Raw genomic sequence first — 25,241 nt, forward strand, 5'->3', positions numbered from 1 at the left:
CACGGAGCATTACAATGACAGAACAACCTTCCGATCGCTTCCCTTACTCACCCAGCATCGACTGAGTGAATCCAATCCACTCTCTCGTGGCAAATGAAAGATAACGATCCTTCCGCCAGATCATGCCGAGCTGCCATGGAATCACCGGTTCCACCACGGGTATAATGCGCACGCGCATATGGTCTACCTCACGACAGATCGTCTCCGGCAGTAGAGCTACCCCCAAATTGGCAGCAACCATCGCGCTGAGCAGATCCCACTGGGAGCTCTCATATACCACACGGGGCTGGAACCCAGCATGCTGACAGGCCACAATAATCCGGTCATGCAATGCAAAATCCTCCCTAAACAGCACAAAGGCGTCGTTTTCCAGTTCATGCAATGCAACCGACTCTTTCCCCGCAAGTGGATGTGAAGGGTGTACAAGCAGGTTCAGCTTCTCTTTCACAAACACAAAATGATCCAACAGCTCATCCACGGTTGGCAGTACGGCAACGCCAATATCCAGTGCACCACTGATCACATCGGCCTCCACTTTTTTGGCACCATCCTCAAATAGTTGAATGGTCACCTGCGGGTAGGCTTTGTGAAATTCACCAATGATCATGGGGAAAAAGCTTGATCCTACCATCGGCGGCAGACCGATCCTCAGGTGGCCTTTCTTCAAATTCATCAGATCGTCCAATTCGGATGACAGACTGCGGAATGATTTTTCGATCTCAAGTGCCTGCCGAAAAAACACATGACCTGCATCGGTTAGTTCAACTTTCTTCCCATAACGGTCCAGTAAAGTGATACCCAATTCCTCTTCAAGACTCTTGACCGTCTTGCTGATCGTAGGCTGGGTGATATACAGGACTTCGGCGGCTTTAGTGAAGCTCTGCTGCCGGGCAACTTCCAGAAAATATTGCAAATGGCGGATATCCATCGGTTGATACTCACCTCTCATAGACAAATGGAATAGTAAACATTCTTAATATGCATTTTACTCATGAAAGAATGCCATGTAAAATTTGTGATATCAAATGAATCATTTTCATTTTCATAATAACTTAAACGATTACGTTGATTATACAAGGAGGGATTGAAGTGAAAAAATGGGGCCTTGGTATTGCACAGGTTGCGCTCTTAATGGTTTTTTCACTGCTCATGGACCTGCTGGCCCGTACTCTCCATCTTCCTGTACCAGGTTCAATACTCGGTATGGTTGTGTTATTCATTCTGCTTCAGACTCGTGTCGTGAAGTTGCGCTGGATTGAAGTTGGAGCTGCCTGGTTGCTCGGTGAACTACTGTTATTTTTTATCCCGTCAGCCGTTGGCATTATGAACTATATGCCCATGCTGGAGCATGACGGATTGCAAATTTTATTCATCGTACTACTTAGTACTTTCTTGGTCATGTCCTGCACAGGCCTGGTGGCTACACGAATCGCCAAACGAAAGGAGCGTCACACCGGATGATTGGATTCCTCTGCCTGTTGTTAACCGTCGGTATCTATTGGGTTACCAAACGAATGTATCGCAATCTGCCTAAAGTATATCTGTCTCCGTTGCTCATTACACCGCTTCTTGTTGTTGGCATATTGCTTGCAACCGGAACGGATTATGCCACGTATAGCAGTGGTGGCAAATGGCTGAGTCTGCTTCTTCAACCAGCCACGGTGGCTTTTGCCGTACCGCTCTATACCTTTTTCCATGTACTCAAAAAACATATTTCCGAGATTGTCTTCAGTGTCATGACCGGTTCGGTCGTTGCCGTACTTTCTTCTGCCCTGCTCGCCAAATGGTTGCGCCTGGATTCCGGTCTCATTCATAGTCTGATCCCAAGATCGATCACCACCCCAATTGCCATGAACGTATCCGCCACTATCGGTGGCATACCCGCAGTGACAGCTGTTTTTGTTATTATGACTGGTCTGCTCGGAGTAATTATGGGCCCTTCCATCGTCAAAATGCTGCGCATCGATGGGGAGATTGCACGAGGCACACTGTTTGGAACCGGTGCCCATGGCACAGGGACATCCAAGGCGTTTGAACTGAGTTCCCTGACCGGTACCATCTCCAGCATCTCCATGGTGCTCGCTGCATTGTTCACTTTAGCGGTTGCACCCGTGCTTTCTAAACTTATTTTCCCATAATGGATGGAATTATCCACTTTTTTGAAATATTATTGTTGTATTAAAGCCCTTTCTTCCTTACAATAAGGACAGGTTTTTAATTGTGAATATTGCGGGGGAGATGCGATGAAAAGAACCGGAATGAAGAGATCTCTGGACCGTCTTGGACGAATTGTCCTTCCCAAAGAAATGCGGGATACGATGGAAATCCATATCGGCGATCCGCTTGAGTTTTTCATTGAAGGAAAAGAGTTGATTTTAAGAAAGTACAAATCAACATTATGTATTTTTTGCGGTGATGTAGATACGGAAATGTATTTCAAAGAACAATTCATCTGCCGGACTTGTGCAATTCAATTAAAACACCCGGATGACTCTCCCAACTGGTTCGTACCTCAGAACAAACAGGCTCCTGCACCCGTGGAGCGTCCTGCTTCCAAATCCGCCCCAGTCTCATCTCCCGCTAGGGAAGAAGGGACCACAGCTGACAACCAAGAATACCCGGACCTGCGGCCAAAGACGGCACGTATGCTGCAACAGATGAAAGAAATTGTTGAACAGAATCCCGGTTTGGCTCAACAGCAAATTGCGGAAAAGCTTGGCATCAGCCAAGGACGCGTCTCTCAATTAAAAAAGTTACTATAATCAAAATGGCATTTGATCATTTATAGTCAGAAGACCTTCCGATCAGGAAGTCCCGCTGCAAGAGAACCCGTTGTTTTTCGTGGGTTCTTCTTTTTTTTATATTCATATTGTAATGGAAAGGAGTTCTATGGATAAAATTCTGTATTTATCACAATTCGACCTCATGTCCTCCTTATCCGAGGCAGACCTGATTGAAATGGATGGGATGACTTCTATTACGACCATACCTAAAAACAGACAGATCCAGACACCCGATACGTTTACAGAAGGTTTCTATTTTGTAAAACGGGGAAAGGTTCGTTTATATACATTAAATCCGGAGGGCAAGCAGTTCACTCTCGATATTTTGACGGAAGGTAACGTGTTTGGAGAAATGAACGGAATCTCACTCGGAACACGCGCCGTTTATATCGAAACGATGGAGGAGTGTGATATTTGCCTGATGAACAAACAACGTTTTGAACAGTTTCTGATTGAACATCCGGAATTTATGATGAGACTGATGAACGTACTAAGCGAGCGGATCAAACGAATGAGCGAGTTGACACAGACGCTCGCACTCGGAAACCTGCATGAAAAGGTGATACATAATCTCTTCCGGCTGGCTGAACAGATGGGATGGATCGAAGAAGATGAGTACTGCCGGATTCAACTCGGGCTTACCCATCAGGAGATTGCCTGGATGGCAGGAGCCACACGGGAATCGGTTACGATTGTCATGCAAGACTTGGCAAAATCTGGACGTATTCGTACCGGATTCAAATCAGTCTCCCTTCATCGTGACGAAATCGCTAACCTCCGGAAAATCACTGCCCACTTGTAAGATGCCTTACATCCCTGTTCTCCAGCAAGTTGTATTGTATAACGCATGATGTTATACAACCAAGGAGGAATATACTGTTGAATGCTAAGCCAGATCTATTTATCCCTGAAGACATTTTTCTTCGCAAAGGTGCCCGTAAAGCAACGGAAATCCCTGAGCATATCCGCAATTGGCTACAAGCAGGACATATCGAATCGGTCAATCTGACCGAATGGCTGGCTGTAGATCATGTTTCTCTTTTTCAGAAGGTTACCCGTGAATGGGGAATGGATGCCGAAACCAGAGCAATTACAGAGCAGTTAACACAGATGGATGAGCAGCGGATCATGAAAATCATCCCGGCCATAGCCATGCAATGGCTTGATCTGTTGAAACGTCCATCAGTCAATGAACAAACGAATCTCTTTTGTTCTATTGCAGAGCATCGTGCAGACAGTGTTCGCTGCTGGGCGGCTTATATCATTGGGCTAGATTCCGGTCTGAACCTGACTGAAAAGTTGGAGCATATTCGGCCCTTTGCAGCAGATCATCACTTTGGTGTAAGAGAAATCGCCTGGATGGCTGTACGGGAGTCCATCTCTGCCGAATTATCCTTAGCCTTGCAGCAGTTAATCCCATGGAGCGTTGACCCTGATCCACTGATCCGTCGATTTGCCATAGAATCAATCAGACCTCGTGGCGTCTGGGCCAAGCATATTCAGGAGTTAAAAGAAAATCCGGCCATGGCCCTTCCCTTGCTTGACGCGGTAAAATCCGATGCCCATAAGTATGTACAGGATTCGGTAAGTAACTGGCTGAACGACGCCAGCAAGACCAATCCAGAGTGGGTGCGGCAGGTCTGTGCCACTTGGACGCAGCAGTCGGATACCCAACATACGCGGCGAATCGTTACACGTGCCACGCGAAGTCTTACATAAAAAAAGATGACCACCGCTTACTGGCAGTGGTCATCTTCTGCATAGGCATCCGCGTTTACATTCCTTTTGACAGGAATACCTTTTCCACGTTGAACAGCCCAATTACGTTCCCTCTTATCTTTAACTTACGCCTGAATCGCGTCCATCTGGCCTTCTTCTTCCGCTTCCAATCTGCGCATGCCCACAACCAAAACAATAATGTTAGCTACCAACAACACAGCCGGGAACGGAACAGCAGCGTATTGTGCATAGATCAGATGACTTCCCACGGCCCCAATCAGAATGAAGGTCAGTATGCCAGAAGCCAGGATGCGAGTCCGTGGAATCAGCAGTCCTACAGCACTAAGCAACTCCGCAGCGCCCAGCAGATACATCGTCCATGTTGGATAAGAGAAACTTTCGAATGTCTGAATCATCATATCTGCCCCACTAATCTTGTTAAACCCCGTCATGACGAAGACACCTGCTAACACAACCAGAAAAACGTAACCCAAAATCTTGTTCATATGTAGATCCTCCTGTAACAAATTATATGTTCCTACTATGTAATGATTATTTTTGCTGCACATTGTAAAAAAAGAATCTATGTAAAAGTTCCCAAAGGTCACTCTGTTTTCAACCGTTCAGCCCAGTTCAATTTTCAGAATAGTACGCGTTCATATTATACATATTATTTATCACCAACTTACTTTTGTGAAGTTAGTATATAATAATAATATAATTTCTTCAAGTAATTTTTCGCTGTATGATGTATAATACATACAAAAGGTATGTTACAGTATATTTTGTAGTAACCCTCATTTACTTGGATGTCCTATATTCTTAAAGCGGCAGAAATCATGTCCTTTCATATACAACTTTGAAGAAAATCATTATGAATCGAGGTGAACACGTTGAAGCTGAAAAAAGTAAAAGCACCAAGTCCCTGTATGATCACTCAAGCCATAGACATCATAGGCAAGAAGTGGGTACTGTTAATCATGTACCAACTGTTGTCCGGACCCAAGCGGTTTACGGAGCTTGAAGCAGAGATGGCGATCAGTGGACGACTTTTATCGGAGAGATTGAAGGAAATGGAGACGGAAGGTATCGTAACCCGACACATGTTTCCCGAGATACCTCCCCGTGTAGAGTATGAATTGACACCGAAAGGCAGAGCCATTGAACCTGTCATTGATCAGATCTACAGTTGGTCATCCGACTGGTTGAAACAGCAGAAATCCGAGTAGTTGAATTGCTACTTAATAATCTCTACTCAACACAAATACGCCTGAATCAGGCTGATCTGCGGATCATTCCCTGATTCAGGCGTATTTACATTACCTTCAACCTTTTAATGAGAGAGATGTTTTGAAGGCTGAAGCTGTACCGGCAGACCGGAATCTGCCGATGCCAGCGCCGCCGTCGTAATCTCCTGTGTACGGCAGGCATCCGCATAATCGGACAGAATTCGTGAACGGTCTCCCGTACGCAGGGCGTGAATGAACGCTTCATTCTCACGCTCGTATGGGTTATGTCCTGCCGGAATCTCCAGACCTGCCATCGCATGTTTTGCGGCACTTGGCAGAAGCAAACGTTCTGGCGTCCAATCCCACACACCTGCATCCGTGTAGAACTGGAGTCCTGCGCCGCCCTCTCCGTCTGGCAACAGACATGTATTGGCGATACTGGCAATCGCTCCACTTTCCAGCTTGAGCGTCACATTTGCCACATCGGCTACGGTCACATGCTCATGCTTCTCATGCATGCTTCGCTGAGCTGCTACAGCATATACCTCCGTAACTTCTCCTGCACAATACCGAAGCAAGTCTACAATATGTGTAGTTTGCTCTACGAATTGCCCTCCTGAACCGTCCTGACGCCGCCACCAGGCGACCTCTGGCATTCCGCCCATCCAGCGGCCAAGAGCCATGCCGACCGTCTGTTCTTTCATCGCTTGCTGCAGAACCTGCGCAGCCTCCTGATAACGGAAATGGTATCCTACAGAGGTTAACAATCCACTCTTTTGCACCTGATCCAACACCTGACGTGGAACGTCCATTCCAGTACTCAGCGGTTTCTCCACCAGGAATGGAATACCGCGGCGGATTAATTCGGACTCAATTGATCCGTGAGACATCGGAGGCACACAGATATACACCGCATCCAGCTTCTCACCATCCAGCATATGTTCAAGTTCCCCGTAACCAACAGCATCATAAACGAAGGCCATAGCCTCTGCCTTTTCGAGCGAAGTTCCACAGACACTCGCAACACGAACACCTTCCATCCGTGCGAGAATATCCGCGTGTACCTTACTGAACCAGCCTGTTCCAATGATTCCGATCTGTAATGTCATGGATGTAATCCCCTCTCTATGTTACACGCTTACATGTTCCATTCGACTCTCGATCTTGAAATCCTGCCTTAGATTTTGCCGGATGCTTCCAGCAACAGCTGATCCAGTTCCTGTGTATGTTTAACCACTTCCTCTTCTGACCAGTCCAAACGACCTGCCATATACGAGATAACTGCTGCTTTATAGCGACGAACTTCATCAATACGGAAGAATAAATCACCTGTTCTTCGTACCAAAAAGTCAGATGGAGTTGCAGCCATCTCTTCATCAATCGCGTAATGTAGCATAAGCAATAACTCCTGTGGCATGCCATGAAGATCGGACTTGGTGCGTGGATCGGGCATTCGCTCATACAGTGCCTCCACATTGGAACCATACGTGCGAACCAGCCGCTCCGCAGCAGGTCGGGCAAGCCCGAGAGCAACACCGTCCTTGATCTTGCGCTCCGCATACGATACAAATCCAGCCGATCCCCCTACATCACCGCCGGAGATGGGCATCTTCTTTGTTACACAAGGGCCTATGGAATGCCCACTCTCCTGCTCCATCTGGCGTGCGACCAGATCAACAACCATCTCGGCCATTTTACGGTACCCGGTTAACTTGCCCCCGGCAATCGTAATCAGATTGGATTCGGATACCCAGACTTCATCTTTACGTGATATTTCGGAAGGATTCTTGCCTTCCTCATGAATTAGTGGACGTACACCCGCCCATCCGGATTCCACGTCCTCGGTACCAATGTGTACATCTGGAAACATGCCATTAACTGCATCAATCACATAATCGCGATCCGCGTCGGAAATTTGCGGGTGTGCAGGATCGTCCTGATATACAGTGTCGGTTGTACCTACATAGGTTTTGCCATCACGTGGGACAGCAAATACCATTCGACCATCTGGTGTATCAAAATAGACGGCCTGTCTTAATGGGAATCGTTCACCATCAAAGACCAAATGAATGCCTTTGGTCATCTGCAGCGTTTTCCCCTGGCGCGAACCGTCCAATTCCCGCAGACCGTCCACCCATGGACCGGAAGCGTTGATCACCTTGCTTGCTTTCAGCATATATGCCTGACCGTCGATCTGATCCACGGCTTCAATACCTGTAATCTTGCCATTCTCCTTCAGGAAACCTTTCGCCTTAACGTAGTTCACTGCCTGTGCCCCACGTTTGACAGCTTCTTTCATAACTTCTATGGTGAGCCTGGCATCATCAGTCCGGTACTCCACATAGAGTCCACCACCCAACAACCCCTGTTTGCGTAACAGAGGTTCACTATCTGACACTGCTCCAGCATTCAACATTTGGCGCCGTTCACTGCGCTTCACCCCGGCGAGCCGGTCATACACCATCAGTCCAATGGATGTGCTGAAGCGGCCGAACGTGCCAGCCGTATAGATCGGTAACAACATCGGTTCCGGTGTGGTCACATGTGGCCCATTTTCATAAACTACAGCCCGCTCCCGTCCTACCTCAGCAACCATCTTCACTTCATATTGCTTCAAATAACGTAATCCGCCATGGACAAGCTTGGTCGAACGACTGGATGTACCTGCTGCAAAATCCTGCATTTCTACAAGCGCCGTCTTCAACCCACGCGAAGCCGCATCCAATGCAATCCCTGCGCCTGTAATCCCGCCGCCAATAATCAATACGTCAAAATGTGCATTCGCCATATTTTGCAAATATTCGGTCCGTTGTGCTGACGAGAACGTTTCTGTCATTCTTGAACCTCCCATTGATTTCCTTAATATTTCCGTAAAAAACAAAAAAAGGACCACGTCATTCGCTCAGCAATTGCTGAGCGGCACGTGGTCCCTCCCGATCTCCAGACATCATTTTTTTAACTTGTGCCTTTATCCTATCACAGATTTTTGACGGCGTGAAGTACTGAAATGACACATTATTCAAAAAAAATTCAAAAAGTTGTTCTGCCAAAGGATGGAATTTCAAATGAATCCACTAACCTTGTTTTTTTCCTTATAGTGGATATATATTTTGCCTTCTCCAGGAAGAATAACCCTGTAAATCATGCATCATTTTCCACCAGTAAATATCATTTATAACATATGTTTAGTTAAAAAGTACAAATACCCACACCAAGAAATATTCATTTCATTTCTTTTATTTAAAAGCCATTGCTGCATTCACTGCACGCTTCCAACCTGCATACAGTTCTGTTCGTTGTTGCTCAGCCATAACAGGCTGGAAGACACGCTCCGTATTTTCATGATCCGTCAATTCATCCGCACTCGTCCAATATCCTACTGCCAATCCTGCCAGATAAGCCGCACCCAATGCAGTCGTTTCATTCACCGTTGGGCGTTCGACAGGAATGCCCAGAATATCACTCTGGAATTGCATGAGAAAATCATTGGCCGCCGCCCCGCCATCCACACGTAGAGCATGCACGGGAATACCCGAGTCGGATTCCATTGCCTCCAGTACATCTTTGGTCTGATACGCCAACGCCTCAAGCGTAGCACGGATAAAGTGTTCCTTTGTCGTGCCTCGGGTCAGGCCAAACACCGCACCCTTAACCTCACTATCCCAATACGGACTGCCCAATCCCACAAATGCAGGTACCATATAAACGCCGTCTGTCGAAGGCACGCGTGAGGCGTAGTCCTCACTATCTTTTGAAGAGCGAAGCATTCTTAATCCGTCACGCAGCCACTGAACCGCTGAACCTGCAACAAAAATGCTGCCTTCGAGCGCATATTCAACCTTGCCATTCATCCCCCAGGCAATCGTTGTAATCAGTCCGTGATTGGATTGTACCGGGTTCTCTCCCGTGTTCATAAGCATGAAACAACCGGTACCATATGTATTTTTCATACTACCCTTGGTGTAACAGCCCTGACCAAACATCGCTGCCTGTTGATCTCCTGCCGCTCCCGCAATCGGAATCCGATGACCGAAGAAATGATAGTCTGTTGTGTGTGCATACACCTCGGACGAACCCCGTACCTCTGGCAACATGGCCTTAGGAATGTCGAGGATATCCAACAATTCGTCATCCCATTGCAGATCATAGATGTTATAGATCAGAGTACGTGAGGCATTGGATATATCCGTGACATGTGTACCCCCGCTCAGTTTCCAGATCAGCCAGCTATCAATCGTGCCAAACAGCAATTCACCCTTCTCTGCCCGCTCCCGGGCACCAGGGACATGATCCAGAATCCACTTCACCTTTGTTCCCGAGAAGTAGGGATCGATCAGTAATCCTGTTTTACGGCGGAAAAGGTCCCCGAGACCCTGCGTCTTCAATTCTTCACAGATATCTGCGGTCTGTCTGGATTGCCATACCACTGCATTATAGATGGGTCTGCCTGTTTCTTTGTCCCATACAACAACGGTCTCACGTTGATTCGTAATTCCAATTCCGGCAATCTGAACAGGTTTAATTCCGCTCTCTGCCAGACATGAAGCCATCACGGCAAGAATGGAACTCCAGATTTCGTTGGCATTCTGCTCTACCCAGCCCGGTTTGGGGAAATATTGAGGGAATTCCTGCTGTGCAATGTGCACAATCTCCCCGCCACGGTTAAATAGAATAGCTCGGGAGCTTGTTGTTCCCTGATCCAGAGCCAATATATATTTTTCCATACAGCCAACCTCCTGTTGTGGGTTCTTTTTAAGGTGTAAGCGATTTCTCGAAGTGTCGGATCAGATCTGCGTTGGATGTGGTCACTGCCGTAGCCCCGACGCCAAGCGCAAGTTCAACCTCTTCCGGTGAACGGATCAATCCCCCTGCAATAATGGGTATCCCTGTACGCACAGATACTTCCGCAATAATATGCGGAATGACGCCAGGTAATACTTCAATATAATCCGGTTGGGTTTTGGCCAGCAGCAGATAACTTTTCTCCAGTGCATGGGTATCGAGCAGAAAAATACGTTGAATCGCTGTAATGCCTTTCTGCTTTGCCTTCTGAATGACACTCGCTCGCGTAGAGATCAGTCCTGCCGGGCGAATGTGCTGACACAGATACTCTGCCGCATACTCATCATTCTTCAATCCTTGGACCAGATCTGCATGCAAAAGTATCTTTTTGTCGTACCGCCGAGCCTCGTCCATTACACTCTGAAGCTGTGCAATATGCGTTTCCAACATCACCCCATAGGTATAAGGGCCTTCAATCATCGCTTCAAACTGCTTCATGCTCTTTGCAGCCGGCAATATACGTTGTCCCTCAAATGGCACCTTGGTTCCTCCCGCATTCATCAGATGACTATATTGTATAATCCGCACTGCGGGAACGGCAAGCCATTCCGTGAATCAGGAAAACCTGATCGCTACCCTATCATCCATAGCAAAAAGACCGCTGTTGTACTTCTCCATAACAGAGAGTACATCAACGGCTAGCCATCTATTCGTATACGTCTATAAATAATGATTAACCCTGCGCATGCGGAAGCAGCGTCTCTGCCCCAGCCCAACCATCACTTTCTGCCAAGTGACCGGAACGGTTCACTTTCGTTTGCAGATATTTCTCGTTGAAAGCAGAGCGATCTCCCCATAGTGGCACACGTCCGCCCACATTTAATCCCGCTTCCTGCAAAGCAGCCAGCTTCCGTGGATTGTTGGTGATCAATGTAACCGGTGCGGAGCGAAGTGTACGCAGCACAGCAATCGCATCGTCATAATTACGAGCATCGTCTGTGAATCCGAGTTGCAAGTTTGCATCTACCGTATCCAGACCTTCTTCTTGCAAAATGTACGCCATGGCTTTGCTGAACAGACCAATGCCACGTCCCTCATGGTTCGCAAGATAGAACAGTGCACCCGCTCCGTGAGCGGCGATCATTTTCATGGATTGCTCCAATTGGAAGCCGCAATCACAGCGTTTGCTGCCAAAGATGTCGCCTGTATGACAGATACTATGCATCCGGATCAGCGCTTCTTGTGCTTCAGCAAAGTCACCGTACACCAGAACACTGGATTGTTGACGCTCTGCCAGTTCAGCCTCAGCAAGGGATTCGATTAACTCGCCGCTCTCCATCGCTTTGTCCGATTTCATCCAGCTATACCACTGGAATGTCTTGGTCTCCCCATCGAGGTTAACCGGAAGCTTGATTGGTCCCACCAGGTATATGAACTCTTTTCCACTCGGAAAAGTCTGAATTTTGGGGGCAAGCAGTTGAATAATATGTGAATTGATCATTGTCGTTCCTCCTGTTTAGGCCAACTTGTATGTTGATTGATTCGCATCCAGCGTGAAATTGGATCACTTGGATGTTATATAGTACGTATCTATATTATTCTCATCATCATTAGTTACTTTATGTAAGTTAGTTTAGAATAAAAATTATAATGTGTCAAGTAACTTTTATTTTTAAAGTAACTACCCAATTTATGTTACGCAATCGACACAAATATGTGTTTCATTTTAGGAATATTGGGTATGAGTTTATAAACTGCTCATACACTAATGTTGTAGTCCAAAGCACTTCATGCCTCGAACTTAATGATGAGGGGGTAATACACATGATCCGCCGGAAAAGAACATGCTGGACAGCCATACTGATGGTCTGCGTCCTGCTCATAAGCGGATGCTCCATCTGGCCCGGACAGGACGATTCAGCGAACAACAAAAAGGTAGCGCTTACATTATGGTACTGGAATCGTTCCATCGATGATAAGTTGATTGCCAGGGCTAAGGAAAAGTTCCCCAATATCGAACTGACAGCTCAGAAAATCGGCGGTGATTTCAAAGCAAAACTCAAAACAACACTCGCTGCACGCTCAGGTGAACCAGACATTGTGGCATTGAACGACTGGATCATGGAGCTATTCCCCAGTGAGGACCGTTTCTATAATCTGTATGATCTCGGTGCAGGAGATATTGAAGACCAATATCTGCCGTGGAAATGGAAGCAAGGCGTTACGCCAAGCGGACAGATGATCGGTTTCCCGATGGATACGGGCCCAACAGCCCTCTTCTACCGAGAAGATCTGTTCAAGGAGGCCGGATTGCCATCTGATCCCGAAGACGTTACACGCCAGATCAACAGCTGGGATGCATATGCTGCTGCCGGAGAACAGCTCAAGGAAAAATTCGGAGGCAAGGTTTTTCTAACCGACAATATTGCAACCGTTTACAATCAAGTCATATCGCAGTCTGCGGAGCGTTATTTCCGGCCGGACGGGTCCTTTATCGGCATGGATTCCCCTATTGTGGGCAAGAGCTGGGATACGGCCGTTGCTTTCAAAGAGAAGGGACTGCTAGCCAATGCAGATGGCTGGACTCCAAGCTGGAACGCCGCGATGAATAATGGCGAAATCGCCTCTTTTGTAGGTGCCGTCTGGATGAAACAAGTGCTTCAGGAAGCCGCTCCGGATACCTCCGGGAAATGGCGGGTCGCTCGGGCACCAGGGGGAGATGGCAACAACGGGGGATCATTCCTGTCCATCCTGAAGTCGAGTGAACATCCTCAGGAAGCCTTTGAACTGGTTCGCTGGCTGCAAAGTCCCGAAAATCAACTGGAGCAATATCAGACACTGAACCTGTTCCCTTCTGCACCAGGTGTGTTTGATGATCCTGCCATGAAAGAAAAAGAACCTTTCTTCGGTGGACAGGCGACAGGGCCTGTATTTGCCGAATCGGCACAGGATGTGCCGGATGCTTTCTTTGGCGAACGATACCCATCCGTACACAACATTATCACCCGGCGGCTGAATGATGTCGCGAAGCAAAATGCCGATCCACAGCAGGTCTGGACAGATACAGTACACCGCGTCGAGCGGGAATTGCAGCGTTAACCTGAAGAACGTGTGGTTTCGTTATCCGCAAAGGAGGAATTCATATGGCTGTAACTGAACCTCGTCTTACTCCCGATCCCGGAAATGCAAGACCTGATCTGGATCGGCAGAAGTCACTATGGGCGAGAATGTGGGAGCATCGTGCACTTTATGTTGCGATATCGCCGTTTTATATTCTGTTTGCGGTATTTGGACTGTTCCCAATCGGATTCTCACTCTATCTGGCTTTTCATAAATGGGATGGCATCGGTGTCATGACGTTTAACGGACTCAACAATTTCAAATACATGCTGACCGATGCCGAGTTCTGGCAAGCCGTGGGTAACACGTTCATGATCTGGATCTATTCGACGATTCCGATGCTCTTCTTCGCCCTGATTATTGCCTTTTTGCTGCATGCACCATTTGTGAAGTTCCGTACCCTGTTTCGGGTCGGTTATTTTCTGCCAAACGTCACATCCATCGTGGCGGTAGCCATTATCTTCGGTGCTTTATTTGCCAACAATTATGGCTTTCTCAATTATCTGTTGCAGTCGGTCGGGCTACCGGTTGTGGAGTGGCTTAATGCACCATGGGGCATTAAAGTCGCAATCTCCTCCATGGTGGTCTGGCGCTGGACCGGATATAACGCCGTCATCTATCTGGCCGGACTTCAGAGTATTCCGCAGACGTTATACGAAGCGGCCAAGATTGACGGCGCCTCAGCGATACAGTCCTTTTTCCGAATTACAATTCCGATGCTGCGTCCTGTGATCCTGTTCACGGTCATTACGTCAACGATCGGCGGTATGCAGCTGTTCACCGAGCCACAAGTATTGGTAGGTAATGACGGTGGCGCAGGTGCAGCAGGCATGACGATTGTACTGTACCTCTACCGTGAATCCTTCATTAACAATTATTTCGGATATGGCGCTGCCGTTGGTTGGGGCATGTTCCTCATTATCGCCCTGTTCTCGATTGTGAACTGGAAGCTTGTTCAAGGCAAATCATCCTGATGTGATAAGGGGGAGCGCACATGGCGACCAAACACCTCAAATCGCTGGTGTTGTATACCGGTCTTATCGGGGGCATGCTCATATCCATGTTCCCGTTCTATTGGCTGATTGTAATGTCTACCCGGACAACGTCCGATATCTACAAGTTTCCACCCCAGCTCTGGTTCGGGGGCGAATTGTGGAATAATATTACGCGGGTGTTACAGCAGATTGACTTCTGGGGAGCTTTTCTGAATACGTTGTTTGTGTCGGGCCTCGTGACCATACTTGTACTGTTTTTTGACTCACTGGCGGGGTTTGCGTTTGCGAAGTTTGAATTTCCCGGCAAAAAGTGGCTCTTCATCTTGCTGCTCGCAACCATGATGGTACCTTCCCAGCTGTCGCTGGTGCCTTCCTTCGTACTCATGGCTACGTTCGGTTGGGTCGGTTCCTTCAAAGCTCTCATTATTCCGGGCATGGTGAACGCCTTCGGCATCTTCTGGATTCGCCAATATGCCACGGAGTCCATTCCGAACGATCTACTGGATGCAGGTCGCATCGACGGCTGTAATTTCTTCCGACTCTATTGGAACGTAGCGCTGCCAATCCTGCGACCTGCCTTTGCTTTCCTTGGCGCGTTCACCTTTATCGGGGTATGGAATGATTATCTGTGGCCTTTGATCGTTCTGACGGATGAACGCAAATATACATTGCAGATTGCGTTGTCTCAATTAAACGGACTATATAACACAGACTATGCCATGGTTATCGCTGGTACGTTGCTTGCCGTCATTCCACTCATCGTTATGTTCCTATTCATCAGCCGTCAGTTTATCTCGGATATCGCAGCGGGAGCAGTGAAGGACTAAGATTGTGGCATTTTGATCCATCCCTCAAGTCTGATATTCTTATCTATAGTTGAAATAACAGATGCCATATAAGTTGGATGAATAGCACCACGTGCACGAAGGGGACAGAAAGGGCCTGAAGAAATGGAGTTAAAAGCTTTCCAGAGGAAAGCTACTTCGAAAGCATATGCTTCGCATTTACGCGATCGGAAGGCTTTCTGTACCCGAAGTGTGAACGTGTAACAGCATTCATTCACTTATATATTCAAGAAAGAGGGATGACAAAATGGCTTCTTCACCCTATATGATCGGCGTAGATATCGGCACGACCTCCACCAAGGCCGTCTTGTTTGAACAGAACGGAACCATTGTGGCTCAAGGCAGTGCCGATTATCCGCTGCACACCCCCACACCTGCGATTGCGGAGCAGGATGCGGAAGATATTTTCAAAGCAGTCATCGAATCGGTTAAACAGGCTACTTCCAAAGCGGGAGTGAAGCCAGAGGAGATCCTGTTTGTATCGTTCAGTTCGGCCATGCACAGCATTCTGCCAGTCGATCAACACGGCAAACCGCTGATGCGGGCCATGACATGGGCAGATAATCGCAGTGCCGAGTGGACGGAAGTACTCAAATCCGAGATGAATGGTCACGAAATCTATCTGAGAACAGGTACGCCGATTCATCCGATGTCCCCTCTCACCAAGATCATGTGGCTCACCCGGGATCAGCCTGAATTGTTCAGACAGACGCACAAATTCATATCCATGAAAGAATATGTTTTCTATAAATTATTTTCTGAATACGTCATTGATCACTCCATGGCCTCCGCAACCGGACTCATGAATCTGGAGAAACTCGACTGGGATGCTGAAGCGCTGCATGTAGCGGGCATTACGCCGGAACACTTGTCCCGATTGGTCCCAACCACACATGTGCTGAAACATGGGTTGCACCCGGAGTACGCCAAGGAGATGGGCATTGCGGTCACCACACCATTTGTCATCGGTGCAAGTGATGGTGTGCTCTCCAATCTGGGCGTGAACGCCATTGATCCGGGCGTCGTGGCCGTGACCATTGGTACCAGTGGAGCGATTCGTACAGTCGTAGATAAACCGGTGACCGATCCAAAAGGACGCTTCTTCTGTTATGCGCTCACGGAGGATGCCTGGGTCATTGGCGGACCGGTGAACAATGGCGGTGTTATTTTCCGCTGGATTCGGGACGAGTTTGCAGCTTCCGAGGTGGAGACTGCGAAACGACTTGGCATCGATCCATATGAAGTGCTCACTCGTGTCGCAGAAAACGTACCTCCGGGTTCGGAAGGTCTCTTGTTCCATCCGTATATGACAGGTGAGCGGGCTCCGCTCTGGAATCCCAATGCACGGGGTTCGTTTTTCGGCCTGACGCTGCATCATAAGAAAGAACATATGATTCGCGCAGCGCTCGAAGGTGTGTTGTTTAACCTGTACACGGTCATGCTGGCAATCGAAGAAAAGATTGGCCGTCCGAAAAAAATTCAGGCGACAGGCGGCTTCGCCCGCTCTGAGTTGTGGCGCCAGATGATGGCCGATATTTTCGATCAGGATGTCATCATCCCCGAAAGTATTGAAAGCTCCTGTCTCGGCGCTGCTGTACTGGGCTTGTACGCTCTTGGCCGCATCGATTCACTGAGTGCCGTCTCCGGCATGATCGGATCAACGCATCGGCACCAACCAGACCCGGACAGTGTCCGCGTCTACCGGGAACTGCTGCCGATCTTCATCCGCATCTCCCGCAAATTCGAAGAAGAGTATGCGGATATCGCTGCCTTTCAGAATAAGACGATGCAGGGATAAGGGCGGCAGTAGATTGCATGTAGGATGACCGGAGAACGGGACGGTGTGAGGGCTAGAAGGTTAAAAGCCTAGGATGTTGCAACACGTTGGACGGTCAAAAGTTGAGATGGAATAGCTAACGAATCGTAGACATCTTATATGAGGTTTATAGCATGTTTTCAAAATCTAACGAACCTGAGCCACCTTATATCGGCTTACATGGGCACAAAACTGATCTAGAACCTAATATGTAGCCAATTAACTTGTCTGTGGTTCGTTAGAAAATCACTTTTGCCAAATACCCTCCAATAGCATGTGTACAGTTCGTTAGAATTAATACGAGATATCGTAAGTTAAAGAGACCCACCCCGCCATGGTTATGTCCATATGGGAATGGGCTTTTTTTCATGCACAGACTATATAAACTCTATTTAGATTGGATCAAATTTATCTCTCATCATACTTGGAGCTTCCCTTTATGTTCTATTAAAGTATCCAGGGGCCGCCACAGCAACCGTCCTAAAATAGAAAAACCTCTTTTCCAGTTCCTGATTCTCTGGCATAAACTCGGTCAGAAACTCAACTGAATTCATCATTTCTTCGGTCATCACGCTAGGTCTCCACAAAGCCAATTGGATGTCTTTGAAAATAAAAGAAAATCCCAACTCCGCATCGATGTCTCGAGTATATGGTGTCTTACTATCTATTAGCTTAACGAGATCATCAGCCTTTGTTCGAAAAACATCAATATTATCATATGTAAGGACAACATCAGATTCATCAGGTGGATAATCGTGTGGATTAGTTACTTCAATGAAATAGAGTTTATGTTCCGAATCATACTCCATTTGGTTGTAGAGCTGACTAATCTCTGGGGTGATGCACTCAATGATCTCTTTTACCTCTGATTTACTCATTCCCAACTTAAATGGTCCAATACCGACCATCGGTATGACCTCTAAAGGTTCCATGACGTTTCGGTTCCCAACTTCGTTCATGTAGTTCACTCCTCTTTATTCCAACAAATAAGAATTATAATGTTCATCCCTTTATTCTAATCCTACCCTAAAAAGAATGATTGAGCATGTTGGGTATAACAAAACCCCACAGCATGAAAAAGCGGTGGAGTTAAGGTTTCCTATCTTTTATTGATTCAGATTTCTAACAACTATAGAACTGAAATCCTAGATTTTAATTACTGATTATACTTGTTGAACGCATTCTGGTCGGCCTGTACATTCTCCAGATACACAATCTGTCCCTCATCATTTACACGTGCGATATCGATGCCTGCTTTGGCATATACCGTTCCGTCTGCCGCTTGTCCGCATACCGCCCAGTTAGTTTGGTAGCTGCCGTCAGGCTGTTGCACCCACGCGTCCCACATATGTTTTACATCCTTATTGTATTCGTAAAAAGCTTTCATGAAACCATCGAATCCTGATCTGCTGGTGCCGTTAAGCACAATCTCTGCGTCCGGTGTAAACAGGGACAATAAGTCCTGCATGGCGCGCTCGTCTGTGCGTGAAGCATCAAATAAACGGAAATAGTTGTTCAACATCGTAGTTGTATTTGTGGCACTCATTTATATTCCTCCTAGAATAAAAAGCCGTTTTCCAATCTTTCAGTTCGAATATTTTCGAACTATCGAAAAGAAATGTATCATACTTCTTATACTGCCTGCAAGAAATATATAAGTTGAGACCGACTTTTACACTAACACGGAGAGTGCAGAACCAATCTGAATAAGCGAAGCGTGCGCTTAAAGCTTTCTGAAAGAAAGCTACATCGGAAGCATACACTATCACCGGATTTTTCCCTTGGACCAAGGGAATAAGAAAATCTGGGGATAAGAGCGATCGAAAGATGGTACTGCAATCGGAGTAAACAAGTGTAATAGTTAAAAGTTCAACTTCTATAGTTCGAAATATTTCAAACATTGAAAGAGAAAGCCGATTATGCTAACGTCATAGATATGAGAACTCCAACGATACCTATGGCTTCGGAATTGAAGCTGACCATGGTCTGCAATGCATTGGGTGATCCGATCCGCATGAAAATTGCACACTGTCTGGCCAGCTCTGGCGAGAAAAACTGTTCCGCCTTCGAAGTAGACCATATTTCCAAATCCACGTTGTCCCATCACATCAAAATTTTACGTGAAGCTGGCGTGATCCAGCCACGCATTGAAGGTAAACAGCACTTTTATTCCCTACGAAAGGAAGAACTAAACGTACGTTTTCCAGGCCTCGTCGACATGATTCTGAATACAACCGAGGAATACGCACATTAAGTAGGTCTGAGATAAAGAATCACATTCATCATAATCGCAATTCCCATAAAGGAGGCTAACCATATGGACAAAAAAGCGGCAAAGATACTGCTGAGCACCTTCTGGGGCGGTGGTGGCTGGAAAACAACCTCTCTACCCTTCTCCGGGGAGGAATTTGAATACGCCAAAAGCAAAGGTGTTATGTTCGATCCACTCACGATAACGCATGACGAGATTGTCCAGCGTCTGTACGACATGCATCAGGAGGACTCGTTTAAGGAACGGGTGATTTCGGCATTTCTACATAGTCTGTCCACCAAAAAAGCCTATCTACGCAGCGCATTATCCAGCTGGGCTTTAACATCGAACATGCCTTTACACACCTATGCAGAGCGCCCTGCCCTTCACCCTAACACCAGTGCCTGTGGAGATTGTAACTTCCTGCGTTTGCAGTCAGACAAGGAATATTCCAACGTCGACTTAAACGTCCTGAACTTTGAACGGATCAAGTGGGGCGGCGTGCGTCATGGCTGGCTTATCTATTGCCTAATGGATTTGGAATTACTGCTTCAGGACAACGATGCGAACTATGAAGTAACTCCTGAAGACCAAGCCATCCTGGTCAACCTGCTTGAAGCAGCTCAGACGGAAGACCCCAAAGACAGTGCTCGCTCACTTGAGAAGAAGTGGAAGGATCTCTTCCCTTCCAGCAAACAGGAGCGGGATGCCCTGCTGGAAATCTGGGCGGCAGCCGGCATACTGGCTCCTGGAGATAAACCGAGAAAACGCAAAGGTGGTTCCAGTGATTTTGTCTTTGCAGCAACCTGGCAAGGTGATGATGGATATCATACAGAAGCCGTAAAACATTATTTCGGCTCCTATCTTCCTCACATGCAATAAAACCTGAACTTTTGCTCACCTTTGCGTACGTCTGGTTACAATAATGACATCGACAGATTTCCTGTTTAACTCGTATAATAAGGGGAAATTGGTAGATGGGAGTGAAACAAGCGAGTTTATGGTATACATACTGGCTTTTATAGTGTCTTTTGCTGTCGTGGTTCTGCTTATTCCACCGCTTGGTCGATTGGCTCACCGGCTCGATTTTGTGGACAAGCCTCGGGAAGATGTGGAGCGTAAGCTACACAGGCAACCTATCCCGCTCACGGCGAGTTACGCGATATTTACTGGATTTTTCCTGACATACATTGCTCTGACGAAAGAAATCACATGGGAAACAGCGGCTCTTGTCGCTGGTGGTATGCTTCTGCTAACGATTGGTACCGTCGACGACTGGTACAAAACAAAAGGCAAAGATTTTCCTGCCCTGCCCAAAATGCTCGTACAAGTCTCTGCGGCAGTACTCGTATTTGCTTCTGGCATTGCGTTCACCGGATTTGTGAATCCCTTCAACGCGGAATATGTCATGCTTCCGATCTGGCTGCAATTCATTCTCACGATCCTGTGGATCTTCGGGGTGACAACAGTCATCAACTTCTCGGACGGCATGGACGGACTGGCTGGCGGGTTATCGGCCATCTCGGCAATTACCCTGTTCATCGTGGCGCTTGCCAAAGGTCAAAGTGATTCCGCACTCATGTCGATCATTCTGGTCGGTGTAACGATTGGTTATCTGAAGTACAACAAAGCTCCTGCCAAAGTGTTCATGGGTGATGCAGGCGCTACGTTCCTTGGCTTCATTCTGGCGGTTATCGCTCTGGATGGTGCATTCAAACAAGCAACCATGTTGTCCATCTTCATTCCGATTCTGGCGCTGGGTGTACCGATCTTCGACAACATCTTTGTCGTTATCAAACGTTTCATTCAAGGTAAAGCGATCTATCAGGCCGATGCAAGTCAAGCTCATTATCGGTTGCTGCGTGCCGGATTGAATCAAAATCAGGTGGTGGGTGTGCTGTATCTAGTCAGCACATGTCTGTGTCTATCCTCCATTATTCTGATGTTAGTGGAGTTATAAAAACAAAATAACGATGAAAATAATAGAAGCCACCTTCATTGCGTTGAGGGTGGCTTTCTTATGATGTTTTTTTGGGTCGCTTGCCTTTTTTTCTTTTCAGTTAAAGCGGAGTGATTCTAACTTACGATTTAACAGCCCCTGCCATAGCACCTCCAACAATGAAACGTTGCAAAGCAACGTACAGGACAACCAGTGGCAAGGTAACAATCAGAATACCACAGGCGAGCAGCGGCCAGTTGTTCATGTACTGTCCATAAAATGTAAAGAGTCCTTTGGTTACCGGCTGATAATTCGGATCAGATAAATAAATGGTCGGCCCGATAATATCGTTCCATACACCAATCGCGGTAAGAATAATACCTGTTGCCAGGATTGGTTTCATTAACGGAACAAGGATAGTGAACAGATAACGTGTATATCCACTCCCGTCCATGGCTGCCGCCTCATCCAGTTCACGCGATATTGATTTGATATAACCCACAAACATGAGAAAGGCAATGCCCGTACCTGTCGTCTTCAATAAGATGTACCCGATTTGGGTGTTGTAAAGACCCAGATTATTGATCAGGGAAAACTGCGGAATGAGGGGGTTGGGAAGGTACATGGAAATCAGAAAGAAAATATAAATGAGTGTGCTGAATTTAACATATCTGCGTGCGAGCGGGAATGCAGCAAATATAGATAAAATCAACGTCAGCAGGGTGGACATCCCTGTATAGAGCACACTGTTCCACATATACTGAGAGAAGTTCCCTTTGTTCCATGCTTCGGAAAAGTTCTCAAGCCTGATCCCTTCGGTAAGAGCTACAGGATCGAGCAGATACTCTGTCTGTGTCTTCATGGATACATTGAACAGATAGAATAGAGGGAAAACGTACAACGCAAGCATGAGCAGAACGATAACGTAGCTGACCATTCTGGACGTTTGACTCTGTTTCATTACGCTTCCACCTCTCTTCTGCGGAGATAAAATAAAGCAACCATCGATATGGTAAATACAAAGAGGAACTGAATCATCGCGACAGCAGAAGCCAAACCGTAATCAGCCGTTCCTGTGCCAAATGCCGTAGCATAAACATCAAACGCAAGCGTCGTTGTATTGAACTTGCCGCCTGTAAGTACATAGATAATATCAAAGGTTTGCAATGCCCCTATGATAGACAAGAGCATGTTAACCGTGAATGCAGGAGCAATCATGGGGAATGTAATGTTCGTAAATGCTTTCCACCCCGAAGCACCATCCATGTAACCCGCCTCATACAGATCACTCGGAATAGACTGCAGACCTGCAAGAAAAATCGTCATGGAGTAACCCATGTACATCCAGATTTGAACAAAAATAATCAATTCGAAGGCAATATTATAATCGCCAAAAAAGTTGGAACTGGTACCCAAGAAATTCAGAAAGGACTGGGCTGGTCCGCCCAGCGGATTTGCAACGAGTTGCCAAATGAGTCCAGACACAGTAACCCCCAGCACCACTGGCAAAAAGAATACCGCGCGATATAATTTATCGCCTCTAAGCTTTTTATTGATCAAAATCGCTATAAACAAACCCACTGCATTTTGTATGATCACAACAGCAAACGCAAAGTATAAGGATCGCCCAATAGCATCCATTCGGTCTCCAGCATTGGATGCACCAAAAAATGTTTTATAGTTTTCAAAGCCGATAAAGCTCCATTCCTGGCCCCGAACACCAGTAGCATCTGTAAACGAAAACAGTATCGTCACAAGTGATGGACCGAAGCCAAACACGACATAAAGTAACAACGGAATGCTCAAATACAGATAAGGAATAAGTCTTGCCTTACCTTTCCCAAACGGATACATCGTCCTCACACCTTTCATGGGGTAAAACTAAGACATAAAAAAACCGGAATAACAGCCTTGTCTGGCCTGAAGGCTCAGACCCGAGCGCTATTCCGGCGCATACGGCCAACTTGTGCCATGAATATGAATGATTATGAATTACTTTGGAGCAGCAGCATCCCAGTCCGCTTGGGATTTACCCGCAAGCTCTTCCGGTGTTGCAATCGGTCCGGCTGGCTTGAGCATCTCTGCGTGAACGCTGGCCTCTGAAATGTACTGTCCTACATTCTGACGGTTAATGAACAACTGATCCCAAGAAAGTTTAAAGTCCTCCAGGTAAGGCTGAATGCCTTGGATAAACTCACTTGTCATCTCCACATCAGGCTGTGTTGGCAGGAATCCGGCTGCATTCACAAATTCCGTATAGTTCTCTTTCTCCGATAACATATCAAGCCATTTCATTGCGTAATCCTTGTTCGGTGAGTTATCCACCACCATCCAGGTCATATCGTATTTACCCGCCAGATTTTTGTTCTTGGCTGCATCATTGCTACCTGGAATTGGGAAATATCCAAACTTCAGATCAGGGTTGGCCGTTTGAATTGTTGTTGCATCCCAAGTGCCGTCAGCAATCATAGCCACCTTGCCTGTAGCGAACAAACTGGGCAATGTTCCGTAGTCAATACCCATGAAACCAGGCATTGCATTGTTCATCAGATCCTGAGATTTCTGCAAGACTTCAAGTTGAACCGGATCAGTCAGCTTGGTTTCACCAGTCCATAGACCTTTGATATAAGCAAGCTGATCTTCATGAATAGAGGCCTGAAGCCCTTGCACCGCAAGACCTATTGGCCATACATCTTTACCCGCCAGACCCAGCGCTTCGACACCATTGTCTTTGAACACTTTGATAACATGTTGCAATTCATCCCAGGTTGTAGGGATTTCCAAATTATATTTTGCGAAGAGTTCCTTATTGTAGAACAGTCCTGTGAATGCCACCTTGCCCATGTTTACACCGTACACCTTATCGTTATACGTCATTGCGTTCTGTACATCCAATTCATTGTAGTTTTTGATAAAAGATTGATCAGACAGATCACTGATTAACCCGGCATCGATCCATTGCTTCCACATCGGATCAGCAGCACCACTGGACCATTCCTGTGGAGCGCCTACAAAGCTTGATTTGAGTGGAATGATATCTACGTCCCCATTACTTCCGGCGTTCATCCGTGTTTGCATCAACTGATCGTAAGTCGCGTCTGCCGGAACCGTAGTATATTCCACCTTTACGTCCGGATATTTCGCTTCAAATTTCGTATTAAACTCTTTGATGTAGTTGTTAATATTCTCTTGCTGCCAGTGAATGATCTTCAAGGTGACTTTTTTGCTGCTGTCTGTAGCCTGAGTCCCTTCTGATTCCGAAGAGCTGCTACTACAAGCGGCGAGCACACATAATAAAGCGGTTACAAGTAGAATGGCTAAAGTCATTTTCTTCATTTTCGTTGTCCCCCATATTTTTGAATTAAATCCACGAAATCAGTTTCGTTAATTTCACCCTTATTATGACTTCAGATCTTTATTTTGTAAATAGTCATTTTGTTTTTTTGATTCCCATGCTCCAACCTGCTTGATAAAAGCTTTATTTATTGCTGTATACGTTGAAATCAAGGTAACCTTTACGATAGTTACGAAAGTTACGAAACACAGCTTATGACATAATTTCATATAGAGCCCCAGATAACCCGGTATTCCTTTAACTGGACTCAAAATCTGTAAAACAATTAAGATTACGAGCTAAAATTCGTCTTTATTTTCGCAACAAACATCCTTGATCACTTAAAACCTATGGATGCATATCATTTCAAGTGTGAAACCCTCTCTCTGCTGTTGACTCTCCGGTCTATGTAGCATAGAATACTTGCA

Annotated in this window: 25 protein-coding genes; 13 read left to right on the forward strand and 12 right to left on the reverse strand. The window is 46.6% G+C overall.

The window, feature by feature from the left end; all coding sequences use genetic code 11:
• Nucleotides 1-43: 43 nt before the first annotated feature.
• Nucleotides 44-928 (reverse strand): LysR family transcriptional regulator, encoded by an 885-nt coding sequence (locus tag MHH25_RS28920; protein ID WP_047840818.1) that lies wholly within the window; start codon nt 926-928, stop codon nt 44-46.
• Nucleotides 929-1,089: 161 nt separating this feature from the next.
• On the opposite strand from MHH25_RS28920, the gene MHH25_RS28925 reads away from it, so the two are divergent.
• The 5 genes from MHH25_RS28925 (at nt 1,090) to MHH25_RS28945 (ending at nt 4,502) form a co-directional block, all read left to right on the forward strand.
• The gene (locus MHH25_RS28925) at nt 1,090-1,461 is read left to right on the forward strand and encodes a CidA/LrgA family holin-like protein (RefSeq protein WP_017691758.1); all 372 of its coding nucleotides are present in this window, start codon (nt 1,090-1,092) and stop codon (nt 1,459-1,461) included.
• The gene (locus tag MHH25_RS28930; protein WP_076251772.1) at nt 1,458-2,138 is read left to right on the forward strand and encodes a CidB/LrgB family autolysis modulator; all 681 of its coding nucleotides are present in this window, start codon (nt 1,458-1,460) and stop codon (nt 2,136-2,138) included. The genes MHH25_RS28925 and MHH25_RS28930 overlap by 4 nt, the downstream gene beginning before the upstream one ends.
• Nucleotides 2,139-2,243: 105 nt before the next feature.
• Nucleotides 2,244-2,762: an AbrB/MazE/SpoVT family DNA-binding domain-containing protein gene (locus tag MHH25_RS28935; RefSeq protein WP_036612972.1), complete on the forward strand. Its 519-nt coding sequence runs from the start codon at nt 2,244-2,246 to the stop codon at nt 2,760-2,762.
• Nucleotides 2,763-2,889: 127 nt separating this feature from the next.
• Nucleotides 2,890-3,585, forward strand: coding sequence for a Crp/Fnr family transcriptional regulator (locus MHH25_RS28940; RefSeq protein WP_340018698.1), 696 nt, complete (start codon nt 2,890-2,892; stop codon nt 3,583-3,585).
• Nucleotides 3,586-3,662: 77 nt separating this feature from the next.
• Nucleotides 3,663-4,502 (forward strand): DNA alkylation repair protein, encoded by an 840-nt coding sequence (locus MHH25_RS28945; protein WP_340018699.1) that lies wholly within the window; start codon nt 3,663-3,665, stop codon nt 4,500-4,502.
• A 125-nt stretch (nt 4,503-4,627) separates the two neighbouring features.
• Here MHH25_RS28945 and MHH25_RS28950 read toward each other — a convergent pair whose 3' ends face one another.
• Nucleotides 4,628-5,008 carry a DoxX family protein gene (locus tag MHH25_RS28950; protein WP_051447288.1) on the reverse strand — a complete coding sequence of 127 codons (381 nt, stop codon included), beginning with the start codon at nt 5,006-5,008 and terminating at the stop codon, nt 4,628-4,630.
• A 423-nt stretch (nt 5,009-5,431) separates the two neighbouring features.
• On the opposite strand from MHH25_RS28950, the gene MHH25_RS28955 reads away from it, so the two are divergent.
• Complete coding sequence (locus tag MHH25_RS28955; protein WP_026081419.1) at nt 5,432-5,731, forward strand: helix-turn-helix domain-containing protein; 300 nt, start codon at nt 5,432-5,434, stop codon at nt 5,729-5,731.
• Nucleotides 5,732-5,835: 104 nt separating this feature from the next.
• On the opposite strand, the gene MHH25_RS28960 is transcribed toward MHH25_RS28955, so the two are convergent.
• The 5 genes from MHH25_RS28960 to MHH25_RS28980 form a co-directional block, all read right to left on the reverse strand.
• Nucleotides 5,836-6,840 (reverse strand): Gfo/Idh/MocA family oxidoreductase, encoded by a 1,005-nt coding sequence (locus tag MHH25_RS28960; protein WP_340018700.1) that lies wholly within the window; start codon nt 6,838-6,840, stop codon nt 5,836-5,838.
• A gap of 68 nt (nt 6,841-6,908) precedes the next feature.
• Nucleotides 6,909-8,567: an FAD-dependent oxidoreductase gene (locus MHH25_RS28965; RefSeq protein WP_340018701.1), complete on the reverse strand. Its 1,659-nt coding sequence runs from the start codon at nt 8,565-8,567 to the stop codon at nt 6,909-6,911.
• Nucleotides 8,568-8,967: 400 nt separating this feature from the next.
• Nucleotides 8,968-10,455: a glycerol kinase GlpK gene (gene glpK, locus MHH25_RS28970; RefSeq protein ID WP_253503971.1), complete on the reverse strand. Its 1,488-nt coding sequence runs from the start codon at nt 10,453-10,455 to the stop codon at nt 8,968-8,970.
• A 28-nt stretch (nt 10,456-10,483) separates the two neighbouring features.
• Nucleotides 10,484-11,053, reverse strand: a complete 570-nt coding sequence (locus MHH25_RS28975; RefSeq protein ID WP_026081418.1) for a glycerol-3-phosphate responsive antiterminator — start codon at nt 11,051-11,053, stop codon at nt 10,484-10,486.
• A gap of 193 nt (nt 11,054-11,246) precedes the next feature.
• Nucleotides 11,247-12,014: a GTP cyclohydrolase II gene (locus tag MHH25_RS28980; RefSeq protein ID WP_315372491.1), complete on the reverse strand. Its 768-nt coding sequence runs from the start codon at nt 12,012-12,014 to the stop codon at nt 11,247-11,249.
• A 362-nt stretch (nt 12,015-12,376) separates the two neighbouring features.
• Here MHH25_RS28980 and MHH25_RS28985 point away from each other — a divergent pair, with 362 nt between their 5' ends.
• The 4 genes from MHH25_RS28985 to gntK all read left to right on the forward strand — a co-directional run bounded on the left by MHH25_RS28985 (nt 12,377) and on the right by gntK (nt 17,271).
• Entirely contained in the window at nt 12,377-13,612 is a 1,236-nt protein-coding gene (locus tag MHH25_RS28985) for an ABC transporter substrate-binding protein (RefSeq protein WP_047841063.1), read from the forward strand.
• A 128-nt stretch (nt 13,613-13,740) separates the two neighbouring features.
• Nucleotides 13,741-14,607 carry a sugar ABC transporter permease gene (locus MHH25_RS28990; protein ID WP_036613110.1) on the forward strand — a complete coding sequence of 289 codons (867 nt, stop codon included), beginning with the start codon at nt 13,741-13,743 and terminating at the stop codon, nt 14,605-14,607.
• A 20-nt stretch (nt 14,608-14,627) separates the two neighbouring features.
• The gene (locus MHH25_RS28995) at nt 14,628-15,455 is read left to right on the forward strand and encodes a carbohydrate ABC transporter permease (protein WP_036612996.1); all 828 of its coding nucleotides are present in this window, start codon (nt 14,628-14,630) and stop codon (nt 15,453-15,455) included.
• Between the two features lie 265 nt (nt 15,456-15,720).
• Nucleotides 15,721-17,271, forward strand: coding sequence for a gluconokinase (gene gntK / locus MHH25_RS29000; RefSeq protein WP_339195999.1), 1,551 nt, complete (start codon nt 15,721-15,723; stop codon nt 17,269-17,271).
• Between the two features lie 455 nt (nt 17,272-17,726).
• Here gntK and MHH25_RS29005 read toward each other — a convergent pair whose 3' ends face one another.
• Nucleotides 17,727-18,248: a hypothetical protein gene (locus tag MHH25_RS29005; protein ID WP_340018703.1), complete on the reverse strand. Its 522-nt coding sequence runs from the start codon at nt 18,246-18,248 to the stop codon at nt 17,727-17,729.
• Between the two features lie 197 nt (nt 18,249-18,445).
• Nucleotides 18,446-18,835 carry a nuclear transport factor 2 family protein gene (locus MHH25_RS29010; RefSeq protein WP_340018704.1) on the reverse strand — a complete coding sequence of 130 codons (390 nt, stop codon included), beginning with the start codon at nt 18,833-18,835 and terminating at the stop codon, nt 18,446-18,448.
• Nucleotides 18,836-19,225: 390 nt separating this feature from the next.
• Here MHH25_RS29010 and MHH25_RS29015 point away from each other — a divergent pair, with 390 nt between their 5' ends.
• From MHH25_RS29015 to MHH25_RS29025, 3 genes are all read left to right on the forward strand, one after another.
• Nucleotides 19,226-19,543: a metalloregulator ArsR/SmtB family transcription factor gene (locus MHH25_RS29015; RefSeq protein ID WP_340020557.1), complete on the forward strand. Its 318-nt coding sequence runs from the start codon at nt 19,226-19,228 to the stop codon at nt 19,541-19,543.
• A gap of 63 nt (nt 19,544-19,606) precedes the next feature.
• On the forward strand, nt 19,607-20,422 hold the full coding sequence (locus tag MHH25_RS29020) for a hypothetical protein (RefSeq protein ID WP_100528260.1): 816 nt from the start codon (nt 19,607-19,609) through the stop codon (nt 20,420-20,422).
• A 118-nt stretch (nt 20,423-20,540) separates the two neighbouring features.
• Nucleotides 20,541-21,500, forward strand: a complete 960-nt coding sequence (locus MHH25_RS29025) for an MraY family glycosyltransferase (RefSeq protein ID WP_036613004.1) — start codon at nt 20,541-20,543, stop codon at nt 21,498-21,500.
• Nucleotides 21,501-21,621: 121 nt separating this feature from the next.
• Here the strand turns inward: MHH25_RS29025 and MHH25_RS29030 are convergent, their stop codons facing one another.
• From MHH25_RS29030 to MHH25_RS29040, 3 genes are all read right to left on the reverse strand, one after another.
• The gene (locus MHH25_RS29030) at nt 21,622-22,440 is read right to left on the reverse strand and encodes a carbohydrate ABC transporter permease (RefSeq protein ID WP_076329266.1); all 819 of its coding nucleotides are present in this window, start codon (nt 22,438-22,440) and stop codon (nt 21,622-21,624) included.
• Nucleotides 22,440-23,333 carry a sugar ABC transporter permease gene (locus tag MHH25_RS29035; protein ID WP_036613007.1) on the reverse strand — a complete coding sequence of 298 codons (894 nt, stop codon included), beginning with the start codon at nt 23,331-23,333 and terminating at the stop codon, nt 22,440-22,442. Before MHH25_RS29035 ends, MHH25_RS29030 begins: the two co-directional genes overlap by 1 nt.
• Nucleotides 23,334-23,471: 138 nt before the next feature.
• The gene (locus MHH25_RS29040; RefSeq protein ID WP_100528258.1) at nt 23,472-24,815 is read right to left on the reverse strand and encodes an extracellular solute-binding protein; all 1,344 of its coding nucleotides are present in this window, start codon (nt 24,813-24,815) and stop codon (nt 23,472-23,474) included.
• Between the last annotated feature and the right edge of the window lie 426 nt (nt 24,816-25,241).

The sequence above is a fragment of the Paenibacillus sp. FSL H3-0457 genome (assembly GCF_037981725.1).
Lineage (GTDB): Bacteria > Bacillota > Bacilli > Paenibacillales > Paenibacillaceae > Paenibacillus > Paenibacillus amylolyticus.

What these genes read in the sequence shown, in the direction of transcription:
- MHH25_RS28920 (WP_047840818.1), bottom strand. Translation starts at nt 928, where the DNA reads ATGGATATCCGCCATTTGCAATATTTTCTGGAAGTTGCCCGGCAGCAG.
- MHH25_RS28930 (WP_076251772.1), top strand. Translation starts at nt 1,458, where the DNA reads ATGATTGGATTCCTCTGCCTGTTGTTAACCGTCGGTATCTATTGGGTT.
- MHH25_RS28935 (WP_036612972.1), top strand. Translation starts at nt 2,244, where the DNA reads ATGAAAAGAACCGGAATGAAGAGATCTCTGGACCGTCTTGGACGAATT.
- MHH25_RS28940 (WP_340018698.1), top strand. Translation starts at nt 2,890, where the DNA reads ATGGATAAAATTCTGTATTTATCACAATTCGACCTCATGTCCTCCTTA.
- MHH25_RS28950 (WP_051447288.1), bottom strand. Translation starts at nt 5,008, where the DNA reads ATGAACAAGATTTTGGGTTACGTTTTTCTGGTTGTGTTAGCAGGTGTC.
- MHH25_RS28955 (WP_026081419.1), top strand. Translation starts at nt 5,432, where the DNA reads ATGATCACTCAAGCCATAGACATCATAGGCAAGAAGTGGGTACTGTTA.
- MHH25_RS28960 (WP_340018700.1), bottom strand. Translation starts at nt 6,840, where the DNA reads ATGACATTACAGATCGGAATCATTGGAACAGGCTGGTTCAGTAAGGTA.
- MHH25_RS28965 (WP_340018701.1), bottom strand. Translation starts at nt 8,567, where the DNA reads ATGACAGAAACGTTCTCGTCAGCACAACGGACCGAATATTTGCAAAAT.
- glpK (WP_253503971.1), bottom strand. Translation starts at nt 10,455, where the DNA reads ATGGAAAAATATATATTGGCTCTGGATCAGGGAACAACAAGCTCCCGA.
- MHH25_RS28980 (WP_315372491.1), bottom strand. Translation starts at nt 12,014, where the DNA reads ATGATCAATTCACATATTATTCAACTGCTTGCCCCCAAAATTCAGACT.
- MHH25_RS28985 (WP_047841063.1), top strand. Translation starts at nt 12,377, where the DNA reads ATGGTCTGCGTCCTGCTCATAAGCGGATGCTCCATCTGGCCCGGACAG.
- MHH25_RS28990 (WP_036613110.1), top strand. Translation starts at nt 13,741, where the DNA reads ATGTGGGAGCATCGTGCACTTTATGTTGCGATATCGCCGTTTTATATT.
- MHH25_RS28995 (WP_036612996.1), top strand. Translation starts at nt 14,628, where the DNA reads ATGGCGACCAAACACCTCAAATCGCTGGTGTTGTATACCGGTCTTATC.
- gntK (WP_339195999.1), top strand. Translation starts at nt 15,721, where the DNA reads ATGGCTTCTTCACCCTATATGATCGGCGTAGATATCGGCACGACCTCC.
- MHH25_RS29005 (WP_340018703.1), bottom strand. Translation starts at nt 18,248, where the DNA reads ATGAACGAAGTTGGGAACCGAAACGTCATGGAACCTTTAGAGGTCATA.
- MHH25_RS29010 (WP_340018704.1), bottom strand. Translation starts at nt 18,835, where the DNA reads ATGAGTGCCACAAATACAACTACGATGTTGAACAACTATTTCCGTTTA.
- MHH25_RS29015 (WP_340020557.1), top strand. Translation starts at nt 19,226, where the DNA reads ATGAGAACTCCAACGATACCTATGGCTTCGGAATTGAAGCTGACCATG.
- MHH25_RS29020 (WP_100528260.1), top strand. Translation starts at nt 19,607, where the DNA reads ATGGACAAAAAAGCGGCAAAGATACTGCTGAGCACCTTCTGGGGCGGT.
- MHH25_RS29025 (WP_036613004.1), top strand. Translation starts at nt 20,541, where the DNA reads ATGGTATACATACTGGCTTTTATAGTGTCTTTTGCTGTCGTGGTTCTG.
- MHH25_RS29030 (WP_076329266.1), bottom strand. Translation starts at nt 22,440, where the DNA reads ATGAAACAGAGTCAAACGTCCAGAATGGTCAGCTACGTTATCGTTCTG.
- MHH25_RS29035 (WP_036613007.1), bottom strand. Translation starts at nt 23,333, where the DNA reads ATGTATCCGTTTGGGAAAGGTAAGGCAAGACTTATTCCTTATCTGTAT.
- MHH25_RS29040 (WP_100528258.1), bottom strand. Translation starts at nt 24,815, where the DNA reads ATGAAGAAAATGACTTTAGCCATTCTACTTGTAACCGCTTTATTATGT.